Source organism: Flavobacterium sp. B114r, from assembly GCF_056824125.1.
On the sequence record NZ_CP124858.1, the window covers coordinates 3,010,063 to 3,026,253 of the forward strand.

The window sequence follows — 16,191 nt, forward strand, 5'->3', positions numbered from 1 at the left end:
TTTAGGTTCTAATGTAATACTTAAAATAGAAATGTAAAAGAAACACGCTTAAACTTTTTTGTTCTTGCTACAAAGTCACAAACGCACGAAGATTTGTTTATTCTTTGTATTTTTTAAAAGATGTTACAAATGAGTTTTTGTTTTCTGAGAAATGGTGGTATAAAAAAAGTTCCAATAGGAACTTTTAAATTATGATTTAAGATTGTCTCTTTCGAACCCGCATATTTATAAACTCTACAGCCAATGAAAACGTAATGGCAAAATACAAATATCCTTTTGGTACTGCGCCAATGTGTTCTCCCAAAAGTGCAGCATTCGATAAATGCATACTTTCAGTAATCAGCATAAAACCAATCAGGATTAAAAACGAAAGTCCGAGTATTTGAATTGAAGGGTTTTTATTGACAAAATTTCCCACCGGAACCGCAAATAACATCATAACCAAAACTGAAATGATAACAGCCGTAATCATAATTGTTAAGGCACCGTGAACACCGTTTGTCATACCAACTGCCGTTAGAATCGAATCGACAGAAAATATTAAATCGATTAGTAAAATCTGGACAATAACATTCGAAAATGATTTTTTTGCAGCATTGCCAATCGTCTTTTCCTCATCGCCCTTATGATCTACTTTTTCGCTAATTTCCTTCGTACTTTTATAAATCAGAAATAAACCTCCAAGAAATAAAATCAATGCCTGACCAGTAAAGTCGCCTTCAAACCAACCCCAGTGAATACTGAAAATGGTGGCTTTCATGGCAATCAGATACGAAATACCCATCAATAAGGCGATACGCATAAACATAGCCAGAAACAAACCGATTCGGGTTGCTTTTTTACGATCTTCTTCAGGCAATTTGCCAGTTACGATCGATATAAAAATAATATTATCAATTCCTAAAACAATTTCAAGAAAAGTCAGAGTCAATAAAGCGATCCATGCATCGGGATTCAAAAATACTTCCATACTAAAAATTGTTTAGTTAGATTAATTATTCCAATTTTACTACTGTTCCGCGTTGTTTCTGATCAGAACCCACCATTCCAAATTCAAACGTATAAGAATCTTTAGAAGTTGTTAAAATCTTCATATTGATAGCTTTTTCTTCTGCCATGTTTTTTGGGTGTTTCTTTTGCAGGATATATTCACAATCACTTACCCAACGTACTGTCGATGTATCTGTTTTACCTTCAAAAGTTTCGATTTCTATCCCATCTTTACGTTCAAAGACTGTCGTTTTTTTTACGCCGTTTACATCAAACTCAAATTTGAATTTTCCGGTTTTAAAATCTTTGCAATTATGTTCTGCATCATAACAAGATACTAAGGTAAGTAACGGAAGTAAGAATACTATTTTTTTCATTTTAAATAATTTGTTTTTTAAGGAGCTATTCCTGCTTTTTACTTCAATCTTTTTGTTTTTAAAGAAAAAACAAAAAGGATTTCCATTACAATCAGGGCTAGGGCAATCGTTTTCATCACACTAAATGAAGTTGAAAGAATTTGTTCGGTTTATTAGGGCTTCGACTCCGCTCAGCCTGACAAACAGATCATTTTAATCTTTCTAATTCATCATCGGTAAAGTTCTTGATTTCTTTTTCCTTGGCAAACTTTTCGGCGTTATAATTTCCGGAATTATTTCTGGGAATCGATAAACTATTCCAGGAAGCATTTTTTAATTGTTTCGCATAAAATACAATTTGTCCCACATGATATGGATAATGTGCTAATTGACGATTTATGGCTTCGATAACAGTGTGACCTTCATTACGAATGTAAATAATATCCGAAAGTTGTTCTGGTTTTAAGCTGTTTAAGGTATTGAGAAAGCAATCCCATCCTTTGTTCCAGACGATTAAAACTTCCTCTTTGGATTGTAAATCATTATCAAATTCGGCGTCTCGATTGCGCCATTCTTTTTCGCCATCAGAAGTTAAGAAATCGGACCATCTTGAAAGCATGTTTCCCGAAATGTGCTTAATTATAGTTGCAATACTATTAGTGTCTTCGTTTACAGTAACAAAAAGCTGTTGAGGCTCTAATTGGTCTATGGCTTTTTCGCCCAGTGTTTTGTAATATAAAAATTGCTTTTTAACACTTTCTAAATAAGATTCTGTTGCTTCCATAATTATTTTATTTGTTGCCACGAATTTGCTTCGCCTGTTCGCTATCGCTCAAGTCACGAATTTATAAGTCTGCAAAAAAAAACAATTCGTGCTAATTCGTGAAATTTGTGGCTTTTATTTTAAAATTATTAATATTAGATGTTAGACAATTTTAATATCGTATTTATCTAAAAGACCCACAATTCCATCATTAGAAAATTGCGCTTTTTTCATTGGGTTAAATTCCGGATCAATTTTATAATTGTATGCCGTCTTAAAATTAACAGCAGCCAATTGGGTATCGTTAAAAATAGCACCTTCGAGATTACAATTATCAAAAACCGAACTCGTTAAGTTGGTTCCTATAAAAGTAACTTCTCTAACTGAGCAATTAATAAATTTGGTTTTGGCCATTTTTTTATTTGAAAAAATGGCATAATCTAAAGTGCTTTCCTCAAAATAAACCTGAAATAAAAAATCGTCACATTCGTTGAAAGCAATTCCAAGAAGTTTGCAGTTTTTGAAACTTACATTTTTTAAACTTGTACCTGATAAACTCGTCATCGACAAATTGCAATCAATGAATTCGCAGTCTAAAAAGGTATTGTATGCAAAGTTACTGTTCGAGAAATCACAATTTTTAAAATCACAATCTTCAAACTCCCGATTGTTTATTTTTTTATCAATATAAGTGACTTTCTCGAAGGTTTTCTGAATGTGAATTAGACTTTCCATATTTTAATTATATTGGATATTTTTTTAGTAATGATGCTAAACCCGGGCGTGTAATTTAGTCGTTAAACAAACCTTTCATAATAATTTTCAATCCGTAAAAAATTAAAAACATTGCACTCAGACAAGCTACAATTCCAATTCCTAAAACTAAATAATGCCAATTGGTATGCTGATTCATAAAAGCATTGTAAATCAATGAAGGACCAATAAATAAAAGTGGTAATGAACCTGACATATATTTAATTCCTTTTCCTAATAATTCTTTATTTGTTGACATAATTTCTTGTTTGATTTGCAAAGTTTCCGGTTTCAGGTTTCTTTTAGTTTCAGGTTTATCGCAACCTTGTCATTTCGACGCAAGGCGAAATCACACAAGAAACTCCCAATATATATCTTCAATCTTTGTCGATTTGCGAGTGTAATTTCGCCTTGCATCGAAATGAATATTGTGTTGTAAAAAGATATTGCTTATTCACAAAAGCTTTTACTTTTTATAATTATCAACAGCATTTCGTACGCTGCCGTATTTTTTTAATAATTCTGAACCTTCTTCATACGAAACAGGAATTTCGCCCATAATCATTTTCACGCCGCGATCTACCAATTTAATATTACTTAATTGCATATCGACCATTTTGTTGCCTTTTACTTTTCCCAACTGAATCATTGCAGCTGTAGAAATCATATTCAGAACTAGCTTTTGAGCTGTTCCGGCTTTCATTCTGGAACTTCCGGTAATAAATTCAGGTCCTACAACTACTTCTACAGGAAATTGAGCTGTTAATGCTAGCGGGCTTCCCTCATTATTAGTAATACAGCCGGTAAGAATATTATTTTGATTACAGGTTGTTAAGCCGCCAATAACATAAGGAGTTGTTCCGGAAGCAGCGATACCAATCACGACATCATTCGCACCTATATTATTGTTTTGCAAATCGATCCAGGCTTGGGTGGCATTGTCTTCGGCATTTTCTACGGCACGACGAATAGCAGAATCTCCACCGGCAATAATTCCGTTTACTAAATCAAAAGGAACGCCAAAAGTGGGAGGACATTCTGAGGCGTCTACAACACCTAAACGTCCGGATGTTCCGGCTCCAATATAAAACAATCTCCCGCCCAATTTTAGTTTAGCGACCACTTGCGCAACCAGTGCCTCTATTTGTGGTATTGCTTTTTCAACTGCATTAGGAACGGTTTTATCTTCCTGATTGATGTTGGTAAGCAATTCATGCAGAGACATTATTTCTAAATGTTCGTATTTTGAAGATTGTTCTGTAGTTTTGGTAAATGCCATTTTTTCGTGTTAATTAAGCCGGCTCAAAATTAATCTTTTTTATTGCAATCCCGAAATTTAGAACGTAAAGTAGCGAAGATTAAAAAAACTTTTTTCTTTTAATTCTTACACGGCGATTGCTTTACTGAATCTTCGGGTGAATGATGTTTTTTAGTCAATTAGAAAATTTAAATTAAAACATAAATAAAGGTATGTGTATTCTAACAAGTTTTTAAAACCTGTTAGGTGTTTTTTTATGCAAAGTTTTTGCGTGAGGGATAGGGGTCAATGTCATTAATTTAAATTTTTTTGATCATAATTTTTCTCTCAATCCCGAAACTTCGGGACGGCGCTACAAATAAAGCATGCCTCTGGAATTTTAGAAAGAGTTCAGGAGGAACAAAATATATTGTAGGGATGGATTTTAATCCATTATTCGCAAAGTTTAAACGCAATCTTGTCATCCCAAGGAACGAGGGATCACACTAGTATTTCCGTTCAGATATTCGCCAATCTTTGTCGAGTTTCTTGTGTGATCTTTCCTTCGTCGAGATGACAAGATTGCGGATTCTGATAGAGGTATTGATAAAGAAATAGTTAATCCGTATTCAAAAATCTCTTAACTTAATGACATTGGGATAGGAGATCCGTCACGGAGGAAAGGATAGTCCGACTGGATTTGCGAAAGGTGCATGTAAGTGGTTTGTTAAATAACGCCTTTTGTGAATTTGGTCACGCCCGGATTATAACATAAATGCCAGTAAAATTCCCAGAACAATCATAGAAACTTTGGCAATATTGAACTTATGTCCTTCGCTGCTTTCGAAAATAATTGTGGATGAAATATGAAATAAAATCCCAATTACGATCGCAGTGATTTCAGTATAATATTCATTTAAAAAAGGCAAATATTCGGATGCAACCGTACCAAGCGGCGTCATAAGTGCAAAAGTAAGCATGAAAACAAAAATGGCTTTCTTGTCAAGATTTGCATTGATAAAAAAGGTTGTTAAAATCACTGCAATTGGCAAATGGTGAATTGCTATACCAAGTGCTAAATCGTGATGATGACTTACGGGGAAACCTTCTAAAAAAGCATGAATGCACAAGCTTATAAAAAGCAACCACGGAATCTGACTCATTTGTGCATGTCCGTGTACGTGACCATGCTCAGCTCCTTTAGAGAAAAACTCTAAGATGATCTGGAATAAAATTCCAACCATAATAAAGATACCAATATTATGATTGTGTGTTTCGTAAACTTCCGGAAGCAAATGCATTACGGTTAACGACAATAAAAATGAACCGCTAAAAGCAAGCAATAATTTTAGATTGGTCTTATTTTTTGGTTTTAAAAACAAAGCCAGAATATAACCTAAAAGTACAGAAAATAAGGGTAAAAGATAATTCATTTTTTATTGTTTAATCGTTGATTTGTTTAATCTGTTAATTGTTTATTCGACTAAACGGTTTAAACAATTAACGATTCACCAATTTTACTTAAAAATCATGATTAATCGTTCGCTTTCGGTTTTATGAAACTTTTTGAGTTTATAATCTCCAAAAATATCCAATAGAAAAATTCCGGCTTCTTCCATTAAATCTTCAAAATCTTTTAGGGTTAAAGCTTTTACTTTTTCGGTAAAATGATATTGACGCCCTTGGTCTTCAAAATCTATTTCCTTAAAAATATGTCCGTCCTGAACATATCTTTTGATTTTAAAATCGATATCGTCAACGGTTTTTACTTCTTCCGGAACTAAAGTTTCAATTACATTGGCCACATTCATAAAATCGATTACGGCAAAACCATATTCAGATAAACTTTCTTTAATGGCTTTTAGCGTTGTTAGATTGTCATCATCGTTTTCGAAATAACCAAAGCTCGTAAACAAATTAAAAATGGCATCAAATTTTTCATCAAAAGGTTCACGCATATCGTGCACTTTAAAATGCAGGGTTTCGTTGCTGTTTTTGCTGGCTTCGGCAATGCTGTTTTCAGACAAATCAGCACCAAGAACATTAAAGCCTAATTGATTCAAATAAATAGAATGGCGCCCTTTTCCGCACGCTAAATCCAGCACTTTTGCTTTTTCAGGCAAGTTTAGATAATGTGTAAGGTTATCCATAAAAATCTGTGCCTCGCGGTAATTTCTATCTTTATAAAGTATGTGGTAATAAGGAGTGTCAAACCATGATGTAAACCAATTTTCGGTATTACGCTCCTGATTTGGTGTTGATGAGTTTGGTGCTTCAGACATTTATTCTATTTCAATTAATTCAAAGTCCCGCAAATTTAGTGTATTTTTGCCGAAAAATAACTATTTCGCGACGATACCTGAATAATCAGATTTGTGTCTGCGATCGGAGTTTTTTTTAATACAAAAATAAAGATGGAAGAAAATTTTAGAATGATTGCCAAATGTTTTTTTGGTTTTGAAGAAATATTAGAGAAAGAATTAAAAGACCTTGGTGCTCAGGACGTCGAAAAAGGGGTGAGAATGGTAAGCTTTAAAGGTGATAAAGGTTTTATGTATAAAGCTAATTTATCGTTGCGTACTGCGCTTAAGGTTTTAAAACCTATTTACTCGTTCAGGGCTAATAATGAACAAGCATTATATAAAGGGATTTCTGGTGTAAACTGGTCAAAACTTTTAAATGCAAACCAGACTTTTGTGATTGATGCAACGGTGCATTCGACTTATTTTAATCATTCTGAGTTTGTTTCTCAAAAATGTAAAGATGCAATTGTAGATCAGTTTAGAGAAAGAACGGGACAGCGCCCAAGTATTGATAAAGCTTTTCCTGATTTACGAATCAACGTTCATATCGATAAAGACCAGGTTTCGGTTGCTTTAGATACTTCCGGAAATTCATTGCACCAGCGTGGATACAGAACGGCTACGAATATTGCGCCTATCAACGAAGTTTTGGCAGCAGGAATTTTGTTGTTATCAGGCTGGGAAGGACAAAGCCACTTTTTGGACCCAATGTGTGGTTCAGGAACTTTCCTTGCAGAAGCGGCGATGATTGCTTGTAATATTCCGGCAAATATAAATCGTAAAGAATTTGCTTTTGAAAAATGGAAAGACTGGGATAATGATTTGTTCGAACAGATTATAAACAGTTTGATGAAGAAAACAAAAGAGTTTCATTATACTATAAAAGGTTTTGATAAAGCGCCAAGTGCTGTAAACAAAGCCAAAGATAATATCAGGAATGCTAATCTTGAAGATTACGTTTCGATTGAAGAAAATAACTTTTTTGATACTGAAAAATCAGTAGAAGGAAAATTGCATATGGTTTTTAATCCGCCTTATGATGAGCGTCTGGATATTCATATGGAAGAGTTTTACAAAAATATTGGTGATACTTTAAAGAAAAGCTATCCGGGAACAAATGCCTGGTTTATTACAGCAAATCTTGAAGCATTGAAATTTGTAGGTTTAAAACCTTCTCGTAAAATCAAACTTTTCAACGCAAGCCTTGAAGCGCGTTTGGTAAAATACGAAATGTACGAAGGAAGTAAGAGAACGAAATTTCAAGTTTCTGAATAAAGCTTCTAAGATGCTAAGTTTCTAAGTTAATAAGAAGTTTGGCTGAGAATAAAATATAATTTTAGGTTAAAGAAACTAAGTTATAAAGAGAAAATCTTAGAAACTTAGTACCTCAGGACCTTAGCAACTTAAAAAGAAATGACAAAATTACAAGTAAGAGCTTTTTTATACCAATTGGGGTGTTTCGCAATTTTATTTATTGCAGGAAGGTATGTAGTAGCGATGTATACAGGATTAACAGGACTTTGGATTCCGATGACTGCTTTTATTATAGCAACTTTGATTTCGCCTAAATTTCAGGCAGTAAAAACTAAGGATGGCGAAAAGCTTTTTATGAAATGGATTTTCATGAAGGGTATCAGAGAAATAGGATAGATCAGTTTTATGAAGATAATTGGGCTTATAGGCGGGATTAGTTGGGTTTCTACCGGTGATTACTACAAACTTATAAATCAGGGTATAAATGATAAATTGAGAGGGTTAAACTTCTCGGAGTGTTTGATTTACTCTTTTAATTATGCTGATATAAAAAGGAATAACGAAAACAACGATTGGGATTCTACTTTTAATATGCTTTTAAAAGGATGTCAATTCTTAAAGCAGGGCGGGGCAGAAGCAATTGTATTGTGTGCAAATACGATGCATTTTATCGCTGACAGACTTGAAGCGGCAATAGATTTACCTATTATTCATATTGCAACAGTAACATCGATCGAAATTCAGAAACAAGAATTGAAAAAGGTTGGTTTGTTGGGGACTAAGTTTACAATGGAACTCGATTTTTTTAAAGATAAACTTATCGATAAAGGAATAGAAGTTTTGATTCAGAATAATGATGACGATAGGGATTTTCTTCATACTACAATTTTTGAAGAACTAGGAAGAGGAATTGTAACCGCAGCAACTAAAAAACGTTATTTGGAAATTGCCAATCAATTAATAAAAGAAGGAGCGGAAGGAATTATTTTAGGATGTACCGAAATTCCTTTAGTGATACAAGCAGAAGATCTTTTGGTACCCATTTTTGATACTGCTTTGATACATTCAAATGCAGCTGTTGAATTTCAGCTCTCTTAAGATTAGAACGTAAATAGAAAAGCCATGAATTTAAATTAATTAAGTTCATGGCTTTTTTTATTTTTAGAAGAGACTATTTTTTAGGGGCTTCTTTGGTATTGGTCAATACGGGGATAATTGTTTTTTTCTTATAAAGCGGAATAAAATAGGAAACGGTATAATTGAATCCTACTCCAAAATTACCATCATAAGTCCTGTTAAAGCCCGGAATGTATAGGTTGTCAAAACCAGATGGTTTTGAGTTGGCTACTAACATTTTTAACTGAACGCCAAACCCAACAAATACATTATTAAAAACCTTTGCTTTTAGTCCCATGGCAACTTCGATCCATCCGGCTGTAAGGCCAGTATATTTTTGACCATCAACAATTGGGGGTTGTTCTCCCCAATACGGATTTGCGTTGTAGATTTTGTAGCTGTTTAACTGTTGGCTAAAAGTACTAAAACCACCACGCATACCTATTGTAATTAAGTTTTCCATGTCCATCCAGTTTTCATATAAATTATAGTCAAAACCTCCTTTAATATAAGTTCCTGTAGCTGTTGAATTTAATCTGGTATCATCTGTAGTTTTGTCTTCAAAACCAAGTTCGGCAGCGATATAGTATTTTTTCGTTAAACGAAAATCACCCACAACTTCAATTCCTTTATAATCTTTATCATAAAGACCACGGGTTAACTTGTATAAATCAACTCCTACACGAAGGCCATAGCGATCTGTTTTGATGCTGTCTTTTTTTACTTCCTGGATTTCAGGTTTTGCGGCTCCGGTTTTAGGTTTTTCCTGAGTGGTACCTTTTGTTATTGTTTTAGTCGATGTTTCCTGGGCTTGAGCCAAAAACATTGAAAACAATAAGCAAAAACTAAAATAATACTTTAATATGTGTTTCATTTTCAGAATCGACTTTAGGTTGTAATACGATAACTCTTTGCATCCAGAGTCCATCATTGTTTGGGTCCGTTTGCTCGAAAGGGCTTGATACTGGATCAGCAAGCGATAGTGGGTCTAACTGAAAAATCGTTTTAAAACCACAAGCTCTGGATACATATACGTTTTCACGTGTATAGTTGAATTTTATTACATCTGTATTTATTGCAGCGGGATTAGGATTTCCTGAATCCAGAATAAAACTATAGGTAACTGAATTTTCATTTGTTTTTAACGGTATAGAAATAGTATTAGCACTGGTTCGATACTTTGTGATGGAGTCGCCACTTTTATTGAAAATAATTCCATTAGACTGATCTTTACCAATTACTTTTAAGTTGGTAACATTTTTAGCTAAGCTAGGAGTCTTGACTTCATAAAAGGAAATCACTAATCGGGGAGTAGTGGGCGTATTTGCATCACAAATATCATCTTTCTCACAGCTGGATAAACCAAAGGTAAAGACTAAGAAAAGACAGATTATTTTTTTCATTTAAATTTTATTAGCGAAGTTCTAAAAGTACAACATTTTCGACATGATGCGTTTGTGGAAACATATCAACAGGTCTTACACGTGTTACCTTATATTTTTCGTCCATCAAAGCCAAATCACGTGCTTGTGTAGCTGAATTACAACTTACATAAACTACTTTTTTAGGTGCGATTTTTAGAATTTGATCGATAACTGCCGCATGCATACCATCTCTTGGAGGATCTGTAATAATAACATCCGGTTTTCCGTGTTCTGCAATGAAGCTTTCGTTAAAAACGACTTTCATATCACCTACAAAAAACTCACAATTCGTTATATTATTGCGTTCTGCATTTGCTTTAGCGTCTAAAATAGCTTCAGGTACACTTTCTACACCAATTACTTTTTTTGCTTTTTTAGAAACAAACTGTGCAATAGTTCCAGTTCCTGTATATAAGTCATAAACAGTTTCGTCTCCGGTAAGTCCTGCAAAATCACGTGTTATTTTGTATAATTCGTAAGCTTGGTCAGAGTTGGTTTGGTAAAAAGATTTAGCGTTGATGCTAAATTTTAAACCTTCCATTTCTTCAAGGATATAATCCCTGCCTTTGTACAGCTTAATATTCTGATCGTAGATAGTATCGTTTTGTTTTGAGTTTACGACATATTGTAATGAAGTAATTTGCGGGAACTTCTCGTAAAGGTGATCTAAAAGAAGCTCACGATTTTTCTTGTCATTTTCGTAAAACTGAATCAAAACCATGATTTCGCCAGTAGAAGCTGTACGAATCATAAAAGTTCTTAATAAACCAGATTGTTCTCTTGGATTAAAAAAAGCTAAATTATGTTCGTTAGCAAAATCCCTGATTTCGTTTCTGATTGCATTAGATGGATCTTCCTGTAAGTAACATTTTTGAATGTCAAGGATTTTGTCCCACATCTTAGGGATATGAAAACCTAACGCATTTCTGTTTCCTAAATCTTCAGTGCTTTCAATTTCTTTTTCAGTTAACCAACGGCTGTTAGAAAACGAAAATTCCATTTTATTTCTGTAGAAAAACTGTTTTTCTGAACCCAAAATAGTTTCGAATTCAGGAAGTTCAACTTTTCCTATACGCTGTAAATGATTTTTTACCTCGTTTTGTTTGTAATACAGCTGTTGGCTGTATTTCATATTTTGCCATTTACATCCACCACAAACTCCAAAATGATCGCAAATAGGTTCAATGCGATGCTCTGATAATTCATGAAATTTTACGGCTTTACCTTCATAGTAGGCTTTCCTTTTTTTGAAAGTTTGTACGTCAACTACATCACCCGGAACCACGTTCGGTATAAAGATTACTTTTCCGTCAGGAGCCTTTGCTACTGATACTCCTTTTGCCCCGGCATCAAGAACTTGAATTTGATGAAAGACAACTTTGTCTGTATTTTTTCTTCCCATAGCGCAAAAATAAGTGTTTGTAAACTTTTTCAAATTTAAATTTCAAAATATTTTATCAAATTGTTTAATTTATTATTTTAATTGACTTTAAAAGTTAACTTTGTTTTTAACAATTTGCCCAAATCCTCCTTTTTTTAACCTAGATTATTGTTGTTTTTTATGAAGTTGTATCATAATCTTTCACAAATTGGCTTTTTGAAAAAAAGTTATGCGTTCAAGTTTTTATTTGTTGCCTTTGTTGGTATACATATCCCTTTGATCGGAATTTTATTTTTTGTGCTTTATTACAATCACAGTGTTTCGCCTACTTCAATATTGGTTTTCTCATTAATAATGACTTTGCTGGCTACCGTACTAACGCTAATAGTGCTCAATCAATTGATTAAGCCAATATCAATTGCATCGAAAGCATTAGACGATTATAGAAATAATAGAAAATTATCTGTTTTGCCAACTGAATATAGTGATGAAGCCGGTTTGTTAATGGCTAATATTCAGGAATCTATTTATGAAGCTGAAAGTTTTATAAACGAAAAGCAGGATTTGATTTACATGCTTTCGCACGATTTAAAAAATTTTGCAGGAAACCCGCAAGGTTTGGCTAATTTAATTATAACCGAAAATCCTTCTGAATCAATACGCCAATTGGCAGAGTTAATTCGTGAATCGACAAATTTACAATTTCGATACATCGAAAATTTTATCAAATTACTGCAAGAGCAGGATCGTGTTGTAAAAGGAAATCTGGAACTAAGAACGATTTTGTTTCCCGGTATTTTACCTTTTATTAACGAACAGGTAGAACAGCGTTTGGTAGATAAAAATATAAAATTGAGTTTAGATTTAGGACTTACTGAAGCTAAACTTAGAATTGATGAAGGTTTGTTGATTCAGGTTATAGTCAATTTAATAAGTAATGCTATTAAATTCTCTTATTTTGATAGCGAAATTAAGGTTAGAATTTATAATGATAATTCAAAATTTGTCATAACGGTAACTGATGCGGGAATTGGCTTTGATAAAAGTCAGATTGATGAATTGTTCAAGAAGTTTACAAAAATGAGCCGATTAGGAACCGCAAATGAATCCTCGACAGGAATTGGATTGTATTTGTGTAAAAAAATCATCGAAAAAAATAAGGGGACTCTTAATGCAACCAGCGAAGGTAGAAATAAAGGTGCCGAATTTAGAATTGAGTTTGATGTATAGGTTTCTACTTAATTTCTATATTTTCATTGCCTTCATCATCTTCTTCTAAAAAAAGTTTCCATTTTAGTTTTTTTGCAATATCTAAAAAAGTATTCTGATAAATTTGCTGATCTATATTTTTTCCTTTAGAACAAACTATCGCGATTAGTTCACATGGAAATTTTCTTTCTGTGACGAATGAAAATTTCCATCTGAAGTTTCAACTAAAATTATGTCTGTCCACGGAAAAACTTCTTTATTGTTGAGACATTGGTGATTTTTCTTTATAAAGAGATTGGTTTCAATAAAAACCTGCATTGCTTTTTTTATATGTACTTTTTGACTAAAATTCTCATCGCTTTGAATATTGTAGTAACTATATCTGTCGCTCCACATTTCTTTTATGAGTTTATATTTTAAAGAGGTCAAAAACTTAGAACCTCAGCACCTTAGAATCTTAGTACTTTTTAAGTTACCATAACTGATGTACAGAAGGTTTTATATGCTCTTCATAAATTTTATTCATTGCCGAAATTTTCTCAGGAGTTAATTCAGGAAAGTCATAAACAGATAAGTTAGACAGTACATGATTAGCTGTTGAAGCCCCCGGAATGATGCAGCTGATATCTTTAAAACTCAAAATCCATTGTAGTGCGATAGGCGCCAGGTTAGTTGTTTTGGGAAATAAAGCCTTTAGTTTTTCAACCGCTTTTAATCCCAATTCGTAATCGATGCCTGAAAAAGTTTCGCCTTTATCAAAAGCATCTCCGTTACGATTGAAATTACGGTGATCTTGTGTATCAAAAGTTGTCTTTGCATCAAATTTACCAGTCAAAAGACCGCTTGCTAAAGGTACTCTCGCAATAATCCCGATATCTTTCTTTCTGGCCTCAGAGAAAAATAATTCTGAAGGACGTTGGCGAAACAGATTAAAAATAATCTGAACCGTAGTTACATTCGAAAATTCAATTGCTTTTAGCGCTTCTTCGACTTTTTCGACACTAACACCCAGATTTAGGATTTTCCCCTGATCTTTTAATCGATCAAAAAGTTCAAAAATTTCAGGTCGGTAAAAAACTTCAGTAGGAGGACAGTGCAGCTGAATTAAATCTATAGTTTCTAATCCCATTCTTTTCAAACTGTCTTCAACGAATTTCTGAAGTACTTTTGGCTGATAGCCTTCACTCACATGAGGATTTATATGGCGGCCGCATTTTGTGGCAACATAAATACGTTCCGATCTTGAACGCACTACACGTCCAACAGCAGTTTCGCTCAATCCGTTTTCATAAACATCAGCAGTGTCAATAAAATTCACACCGTTGTCAATTGCAGTATTTATCAGTTCGTCTGCAGTTTTATCATTAAATCCTGATCCCCATTTTCCTCCAACTTGCCAGGTTCCAAGTGAGATTTCAGAGATATTAAAATTCGTTTTTCCTAGTTTTCTATAGTTCATTTTTTTGAGGTGCTAAGTTGATAAGGTTCTGAGTTGCTAAGTTTTCTTTAAGATATTCTCTAAACAAATCTTAGCAACTTAGTAACTCAGAACCTTAGTGTCTTTATTCTTTAATCAAATAAATCCGATGATAAATATCGATCGCCACGATCACAAATAATTGCTACGATAACTCCGGATTCTAATTGTTCTGCAATTTTTAAGGCAACAGCAACAGAACCTCCGCTGCTCATTCCTGCAAAAACACCTTCTTCGAGAGCTAATCGTTTTGTCATAACACGCGCTTCCTCTTCGCTTATATCTACAACCGTGTCTACTTTTGAAGCATCAAATATTTTAGGTAAATATTCTTGTGGCCATTTACGGATTCCCGGAATCTGAGAGCCGTCGCTTGGTTGCGCACCTATAATCTGAATTCCAGGATTTTTTTCCTTCAAATAAGTCGAAGTTCCAATGATAGTTCCCGTTGTGCCCATAGCCGAAACAAAGTGAGTTACAGTTCCGTCAGTATCGTTCCAGATTTCAGGACCAGTGGTTTTGTAATGCGCTTTCCAGTTATCATCATTTGCAAATTGATTTAGCATGATGTAACCACCTTCTGCTACCTTTTTGTCGGCATAGTCGCGTGAACCAATAATTCCTTCGCTAGCGGGCGTTAAAATCACTGTAGCGCCATAAGCTCGCATAGTTTGAGTTCTTTCTTTTGTAGAATCTTCCGGTAATACCAATTCGATCTCAATTTGAAACAATTGTGCGATCATTGCAAGAGCAATTCCCGTATTGCCACTTGTGGCTTCAATAAGCTTGTCGCCTTTTTTAATATCACCTCTTTCAAGAGCAGCAGCGATCATGTTATATGCCGCTCTGTCTTTTACGCTTCCGCCCGGATTATTTCCTTCCAGCTTCAGTAAAAGTTTTACATTTTTATTCTTAACCAAATTGACAGTTTCCATCAAAGGAGTATTTCCAATTAGGTTTAGCAATTTCTGTGCGTTCATTTTTTTTCTTTTATTTTAACTTCAGTTGTAGTAGTGTTGGTTACGATAGAATCTTCAGGAATCGATTTGGTTACCCAGGCATTTCCTCCCACAATACTATTTTTGCCAATAATAGTTTCACCTCCCAGAATAGTAGCGTTCGCATAAATGCAAACATTCGCTTCGACGGTTGGATGTCTTTTTGCATTTTTCATTTCCTTGCTTACGCTCAAAGCGCCCAAAGTAACACCCTGATATATTTTTACGTGTTTTTTAATCACAGTCGTTTCACCAATAACAATTCCGGTGGCGTGGTCAATAAAAAACGGAGAATCAATATTTGCACCCGCATGGATATCCGTTCCCGTAATTCTGTGGGCATATTCGCTCATTAATCTCGAAAACAATAATAAGTCCAGATGATACAATTCATGACTTAAGCGATAAATAGCAATCGCATAAAAGCCGGGATAGCCCAAATAAACTTCATCGATACTATTTGATGCCGGATCGTTTTCTAAAATATATTCAGCATCCTGATTTAGTTTTTCTAAAACTCCCGGTAGCTTTTCTAAAAACCGGTCCCAGATCGATTCGCATAAGTTTTCAGGTTTTTTGCAAGCCAGTACAGCAATTTCTTTAAATCGTATTTCGAGCTCGTCAATACTTTGAGCCAATGCTGCATTCGAGTCAAAAAGGGTATAAAAAAGCTTTTCGGTAAAATCTTCAGTTTTGGTTTTGATACCGTAATTTATATTAGAATGGCTTTTTAGAGCTTTTATATTCTGTATGATAGTGTCTTTTGTCACAATTGAATAATTGAGTGGATTTTTTAAAACGTTAAAAGTAATGCGTTTTTTGTAAATAAAGGCACGAATTATATAAAGAAATTTTGTTTTGAGAATTGTATTTGTGATAAATAAAAGAAATATAAAGGAACATTTTTTATATGATTCTAAAGAAGTTAAA

18 protein-coding genes are annotated in these 16,191 nt (G+C 33.9%); 4 read left to right on the forward strand and 14 right to left on the reverse strand.

Features of this window, described 5'->3' with window-relative positions; genetic code table 11:
* Positions 1-196: 196 nt before the first annotated feature.
* The 8 genes from QLQ94_RS12890 to QLQ94_RS12925 all read right to left on the reverse strand — a co-directional run bounded on the left by QLQ94_RS12890 (position 197) and on the right by QLQ94_RS12925 (position 6,381).
* Positions 197-970, reverse strand: a complete 774-nt coding sequence (locus QLQ94_RS12890) for a TerC family protein (RefSeq protein ID WP_427402552.1) — start codon at positions 968-970, stop codon at positions 197-199.
* A gap of 25 nt (positions 971-995) precedes the next feature.
* Positions 996-1,367, reverse strand: a complete 372-nt coding sequence (locus QLQ94_RS12895) for a DNA topoisomerase IV (RefSeq protein ID WP_271335563.1) — start codon at positions 1,365-1,367, stop codon at positions 996-998.
* A gap of 187 nt (positions 1,368-1,554) precedes the next feature.
* Positions 1,555-2,130, reverse strand: coding sequence for a DUF1572 family protein (locus tag QLQ94_RS12900; protein ID WP_427402553.1), 576 nt, complete (start codon positions 2,128-2,130; stop codon positions 1,555-1,557).
* Between the two features lie 141 nt (positions 2,131-2,271).
* Complete coding sequence (locus tag QLQ94_RS12905; RefSeq protein ID WP_271335565.1) at positions 2,272-2,844, reverse strand: pentapeptide repeat-containing protein; 573 nt, start codon at positions 2,842-2,844, stop codon at positions 2,272-2,274.
* A 55-nt stretch (positions 2,845-2,899) separates the two neighbouring features.
* Positions 2,900-3,121: a DUF6095 family protein gene (locus QLQ94_RS12910; RefSeq protein WP_271335566.1), complete on the reverse strand. Its 222-nt coding sequence runs from the start codon at positions 3,119-3,121 to the stop codon at positions 2,900-2,902.
* Positions 3,122-3,328: 207 nt separating this feature from the next.
* Positions 3,329-4,141 (reverse strand): N-acetylmuramic acid 6-phosphate etherase, encoded by an 813-nt coding sequence (gene murQ / locus QLQ94_RS12915; protein ID WP_271335567.1) that lies wholly within the window; start codon positions 4,139-4,141, stop codon positions 3,329-3,331.
* Positions 4,142-4,863: 722 nt separating this feature from the next.
* Entirely contained in the window at positions 4,864-5,532 is a 669-nt protein-coding gene (locus QLQ94_RS12920) for a ZIP family metal transporter (RefSeq protein ID WP_271335568.1), read from the reverse strand.
* A gap of 84 nt (positions 5,533-5,616) precedes the next feature.
* Positions 5,617-6,381: a class I SAM-dependent methyltransferase gene (locus tag QLQ94_RS12925; RefSeq protein WP_271335569.1), complete on the reverse strand. Its 765-nt coding sequence runs from the start codon at positions 6,379-6,381 to the stop codon at positions 5,617-5,619.
* 132 nt (positions 6,382-6,513) lie between these two features.
* Between QLQ94_RS12925 and QLQ94_RS12930 the strand changes: the two genes are divergently transcribed.
* The 3 genes from QLQ94_RS12930 (at position 6,514) to QLQ94_RS12940 (ending at position 8,754) form a co-directional block, all read left to right on the forward strand.
* Positions 6,514-7,677, forward strand: a complete 1,164-nt coding sequence (locus QLQ94_RS12930; protein WP_271335570.1) for a THUMP domain-containing class I SAM-dependent RNA methyltransferase — start codon at positions 6,514-6,516, stop codon at positions 7,675-7,677.
* Positions 7,678-7,815: 138 nt separating this feature from the next.
* Positions 7,816-8,052: a hypothetical protein gene (locus tag QLQ94_RS12935; protein WP_271335571.1), complete on the forward strand. Its 237-nt coding sequence runs from the start codon at positions 7,816-7,818 to the stop codon at positions 8,050-8,052.
* 9 nt (positions 8,053-8,061) lie between these two features.
* The gene (locus QLQ94_RS12940; protein ID WP_482497379.1) at positions 8,062-8,754 is read left to right on the forward strand and encodes an aspartate/glutamate racemase family protein; all 693 of its coding nucleotides are present in this window, start codon (positions 8,062-8,064) and stop codon (positions 8,752-8,754) included.
* A 73-nt stretch (positions 8,755-8,827) separates the two neighbouring features.
* On the opposite strand, the gene QLQ94_RS12945 is transcribed toward QLQ94_RS12940, so the two are convergent.
* The 3 genes from QLQ94_RS12945 to rlmD are packed head-to-tail and all read right to left on the reverse strand — an operon-like array spanning position 8,828 to position 11,598.
* Positions 8,828-9,646 (reverse strand): DUF6048 family protein, encoded by an 819-nt coding sequence (locus QLQ94_RS12945; protein ID WP_271335573.1) that lies wholly within the window; start codon positions 9,644-9,646, stop codon positions 8,828-8,830.
* The gene (locus QLQ94_RS12950) at positions 9,618-10,175 is read right to left on the reverse strand and encodes a DUF6452 family protein (RefSeq protein WP_271335574.1); all 558 of its coding nucleotides are present in this window, start codon (positions 10,173-10,175) and stop codon (positions 9,618-9,620) included. Before QLQ94_RS12950 ends, QLQ94_RS12945 begins: the two co-directional genes overlap by 29 nt.
* 10 nt (positions 10,176-10,185) lie before the next feature.
* Positions 10,186-11,598, reverse strand: coding sequence for a 23S rRNA (uracil(1939)-C(5))-methyltransferase RlmD (gene rlmD / locus QLQ94_RS12955; protein WP_271335663.1), 1,413 nt, complete (start codon positions 11,596-11,598; stop codon positions 10,186-10,188).
* Between the two features lie 195 nt (positions 11,599-11,793).
* Here rlmD and QLQ94_RS12960 point away from each other — a divergent pair, with 195 nt between their 5' ends.
* On the forward strand, positions 11,794-12,807 hold the full coding sequence (locus tag QLQ94_RS12960) for a sensor histidine kinase (protein ID WP_427402555.1): 1,014 nt from the start codon (positions 11,794-11,796) through the stop codon (positions 12,805-12,807).
* Positions 12,808-13,258: 451 nt separating this feature from the next.
* Here the strand turns inward: QLQ94_RS12960 and QLQ94_RS12965 are convergent, their stop codons facing one another.
* From QLQ94_RS12965 to epsC, 3 genes are all read right to left on the reverse strand, one after another.
* Positions 13,259-14,245, reverse strand: coding sequence for an aldo/keto reductase (locus QLQ94_RS12965; protein ID WP_427402556.1), 987 nt, complete (start codon positions 14,243-14,245; stop codon positions 13,259-13,261).
* A gap of 110 nt (positions 14,246-14,355) precedes the next feature.
* A complete protein-coding gene (gene cysM, locus QLQ94_RS12970; protein WP_427402557.1) occupies positions 14,356-15,243 on the reverse strand; it encodes a cysteine synthase CysM in 888 nt (295 codons plus the stop codon).
* Positions 15,240-16,031: a serine O-acetyltransferase EpsC gene (gene epsC, locus QLQ94_RS12975; RefSeq protein WP_427402558.1), complete on the reverse strand. Its 792-nt coding sequence runs from the start codon at positions 16,029-16,031 to the stop codon at positions 15,240-15,242. The genes cysM and epsC overlap by 4 nt, the downstream gene beginning before the upstream one ends.
* Positions 16,032-16,191 lie beyond the last annotated feature (160 nt).

What these genes read in the sequence shown, in the direction of transcription:
- QLQ94_RS12890 (WP_427402552.1), bottom strand. Translation starts at nt 970, where the DNA reads ATGGAAGTATTTTTGAATCCCGATGCATGGATCGCTTTATTGACTCTG.
- QLQ94_RS12895 (WP_271335563.1), bottom strand. Translation starts at nt 1,367, where the DNA reads ATGAAAAAAATAGTATTCTTACTTCCGTTACTTACCTTAGTATCTTGT.
- QLQ94_RS12900 (WP_427402553.1), bottom strand. Translation starts at nt 2,130, where the DNA reads ATGGAAGCAACAGAATCTTATTTAGAAAGTGTTAAAAAGCAATTTTTA.
- QLQ94_RS12905 (WP_271335565.1), bottom strand. Translation starts at nt 2,844, where the DNA reads ATGGAAAGTCTAATTCACATTCAGAAAACCTTCGAGAAAGTCACTTAT.
- QLQ94_RS12910 (WP_271335566.1), bottom strand. Translation starts at nt 3,121, where the DNA reads ATGTCAACAAATAAAGAATTATTAGGAAAAGGAATTAAATATATGTCA.
- murQ (WP_271335567.1), bottom strand. Translation starts at nt 4,141, where the DNA reads ATGGCATTTACCAAAACTACAGAACAATCTTCAAAATACGAACATTTA.
- QLQ94_RS12920 (WP_271335568.1), bottom strand. Translation starts at nt 5,532, where the DNA reads ATGAATTATCTTTTACCCTTATTTTCTGTACTTTTAGGTTATATTCTG.
- QLQ94_RS12925 (WP_271335569.1), bottom strand. Translation starts at nt 6,381, where the DNA reads ATGTCTGAAGCACCAAACTCATCAACACCAAATCAGGAGCGTAATACC.
- QLQ94_RS12930 (WP_271335570.1), top strand. Translation starts at nt 6,514, where the DNA reads ATGGAAGAAAATTTTAGAATGATTGCCAAATGTTTTTTTGGTTTTGAA.
- QLQ94_RS12935 (WP_271335571.1), top strand. Translation starts at nt 7,816, where the DNA reads ATGACAAAATTACAAGTAAGAGCTTTTTTATACCAATTGGGGTGTTTC.
- QLQ94_RS12940 (WP_482497379.1), top strand. Translation starts at nt 8,062, where the DNA reads ATGAAGATAATTGGGCTTATAGGCGGGATTAGTTGGGTTTCTACCGGT.
- QLQ94_RS12945 (WP_271335573.1), bottom strand. Translation starts at nt 9,646, where the DNA reads ATGAAACACATATTAAAGTATTATTTTAGTTTTTGCTTATTGTTTTCA.
- QLQ94_RS12950 (WP_271335574.1), bottom strand. Translation starts at nt 10,175, where the DNA reads ATGAAAAAAATAATCTGTCTTTTCTTAGTCTTTACCTTTGGTTTATCC.
- rlmD (WP_271335663.1), bottom strand. Translation starts at nt 11,598, where the DNA reads ATGGGAAGAAAAAATACAGACAAAGTTGTCTTTCATCAAATTCAAGTT.
- QLQ94_RS12965 (WP_427402556.1), bottom strand. Translation starts at nt 14,245, where the DNA reads ATGAACTATAGAAAACTAGGAAAAACGAATTTTAATATCTCTGAAATC.
- cysM (WP_427402557.1), bottom strand. Translation starts at nt 15,243, where the DNA reads ATGAACGCACAGAAATTGCTAAACCTAATTGGAAATACTCCTTTGATG.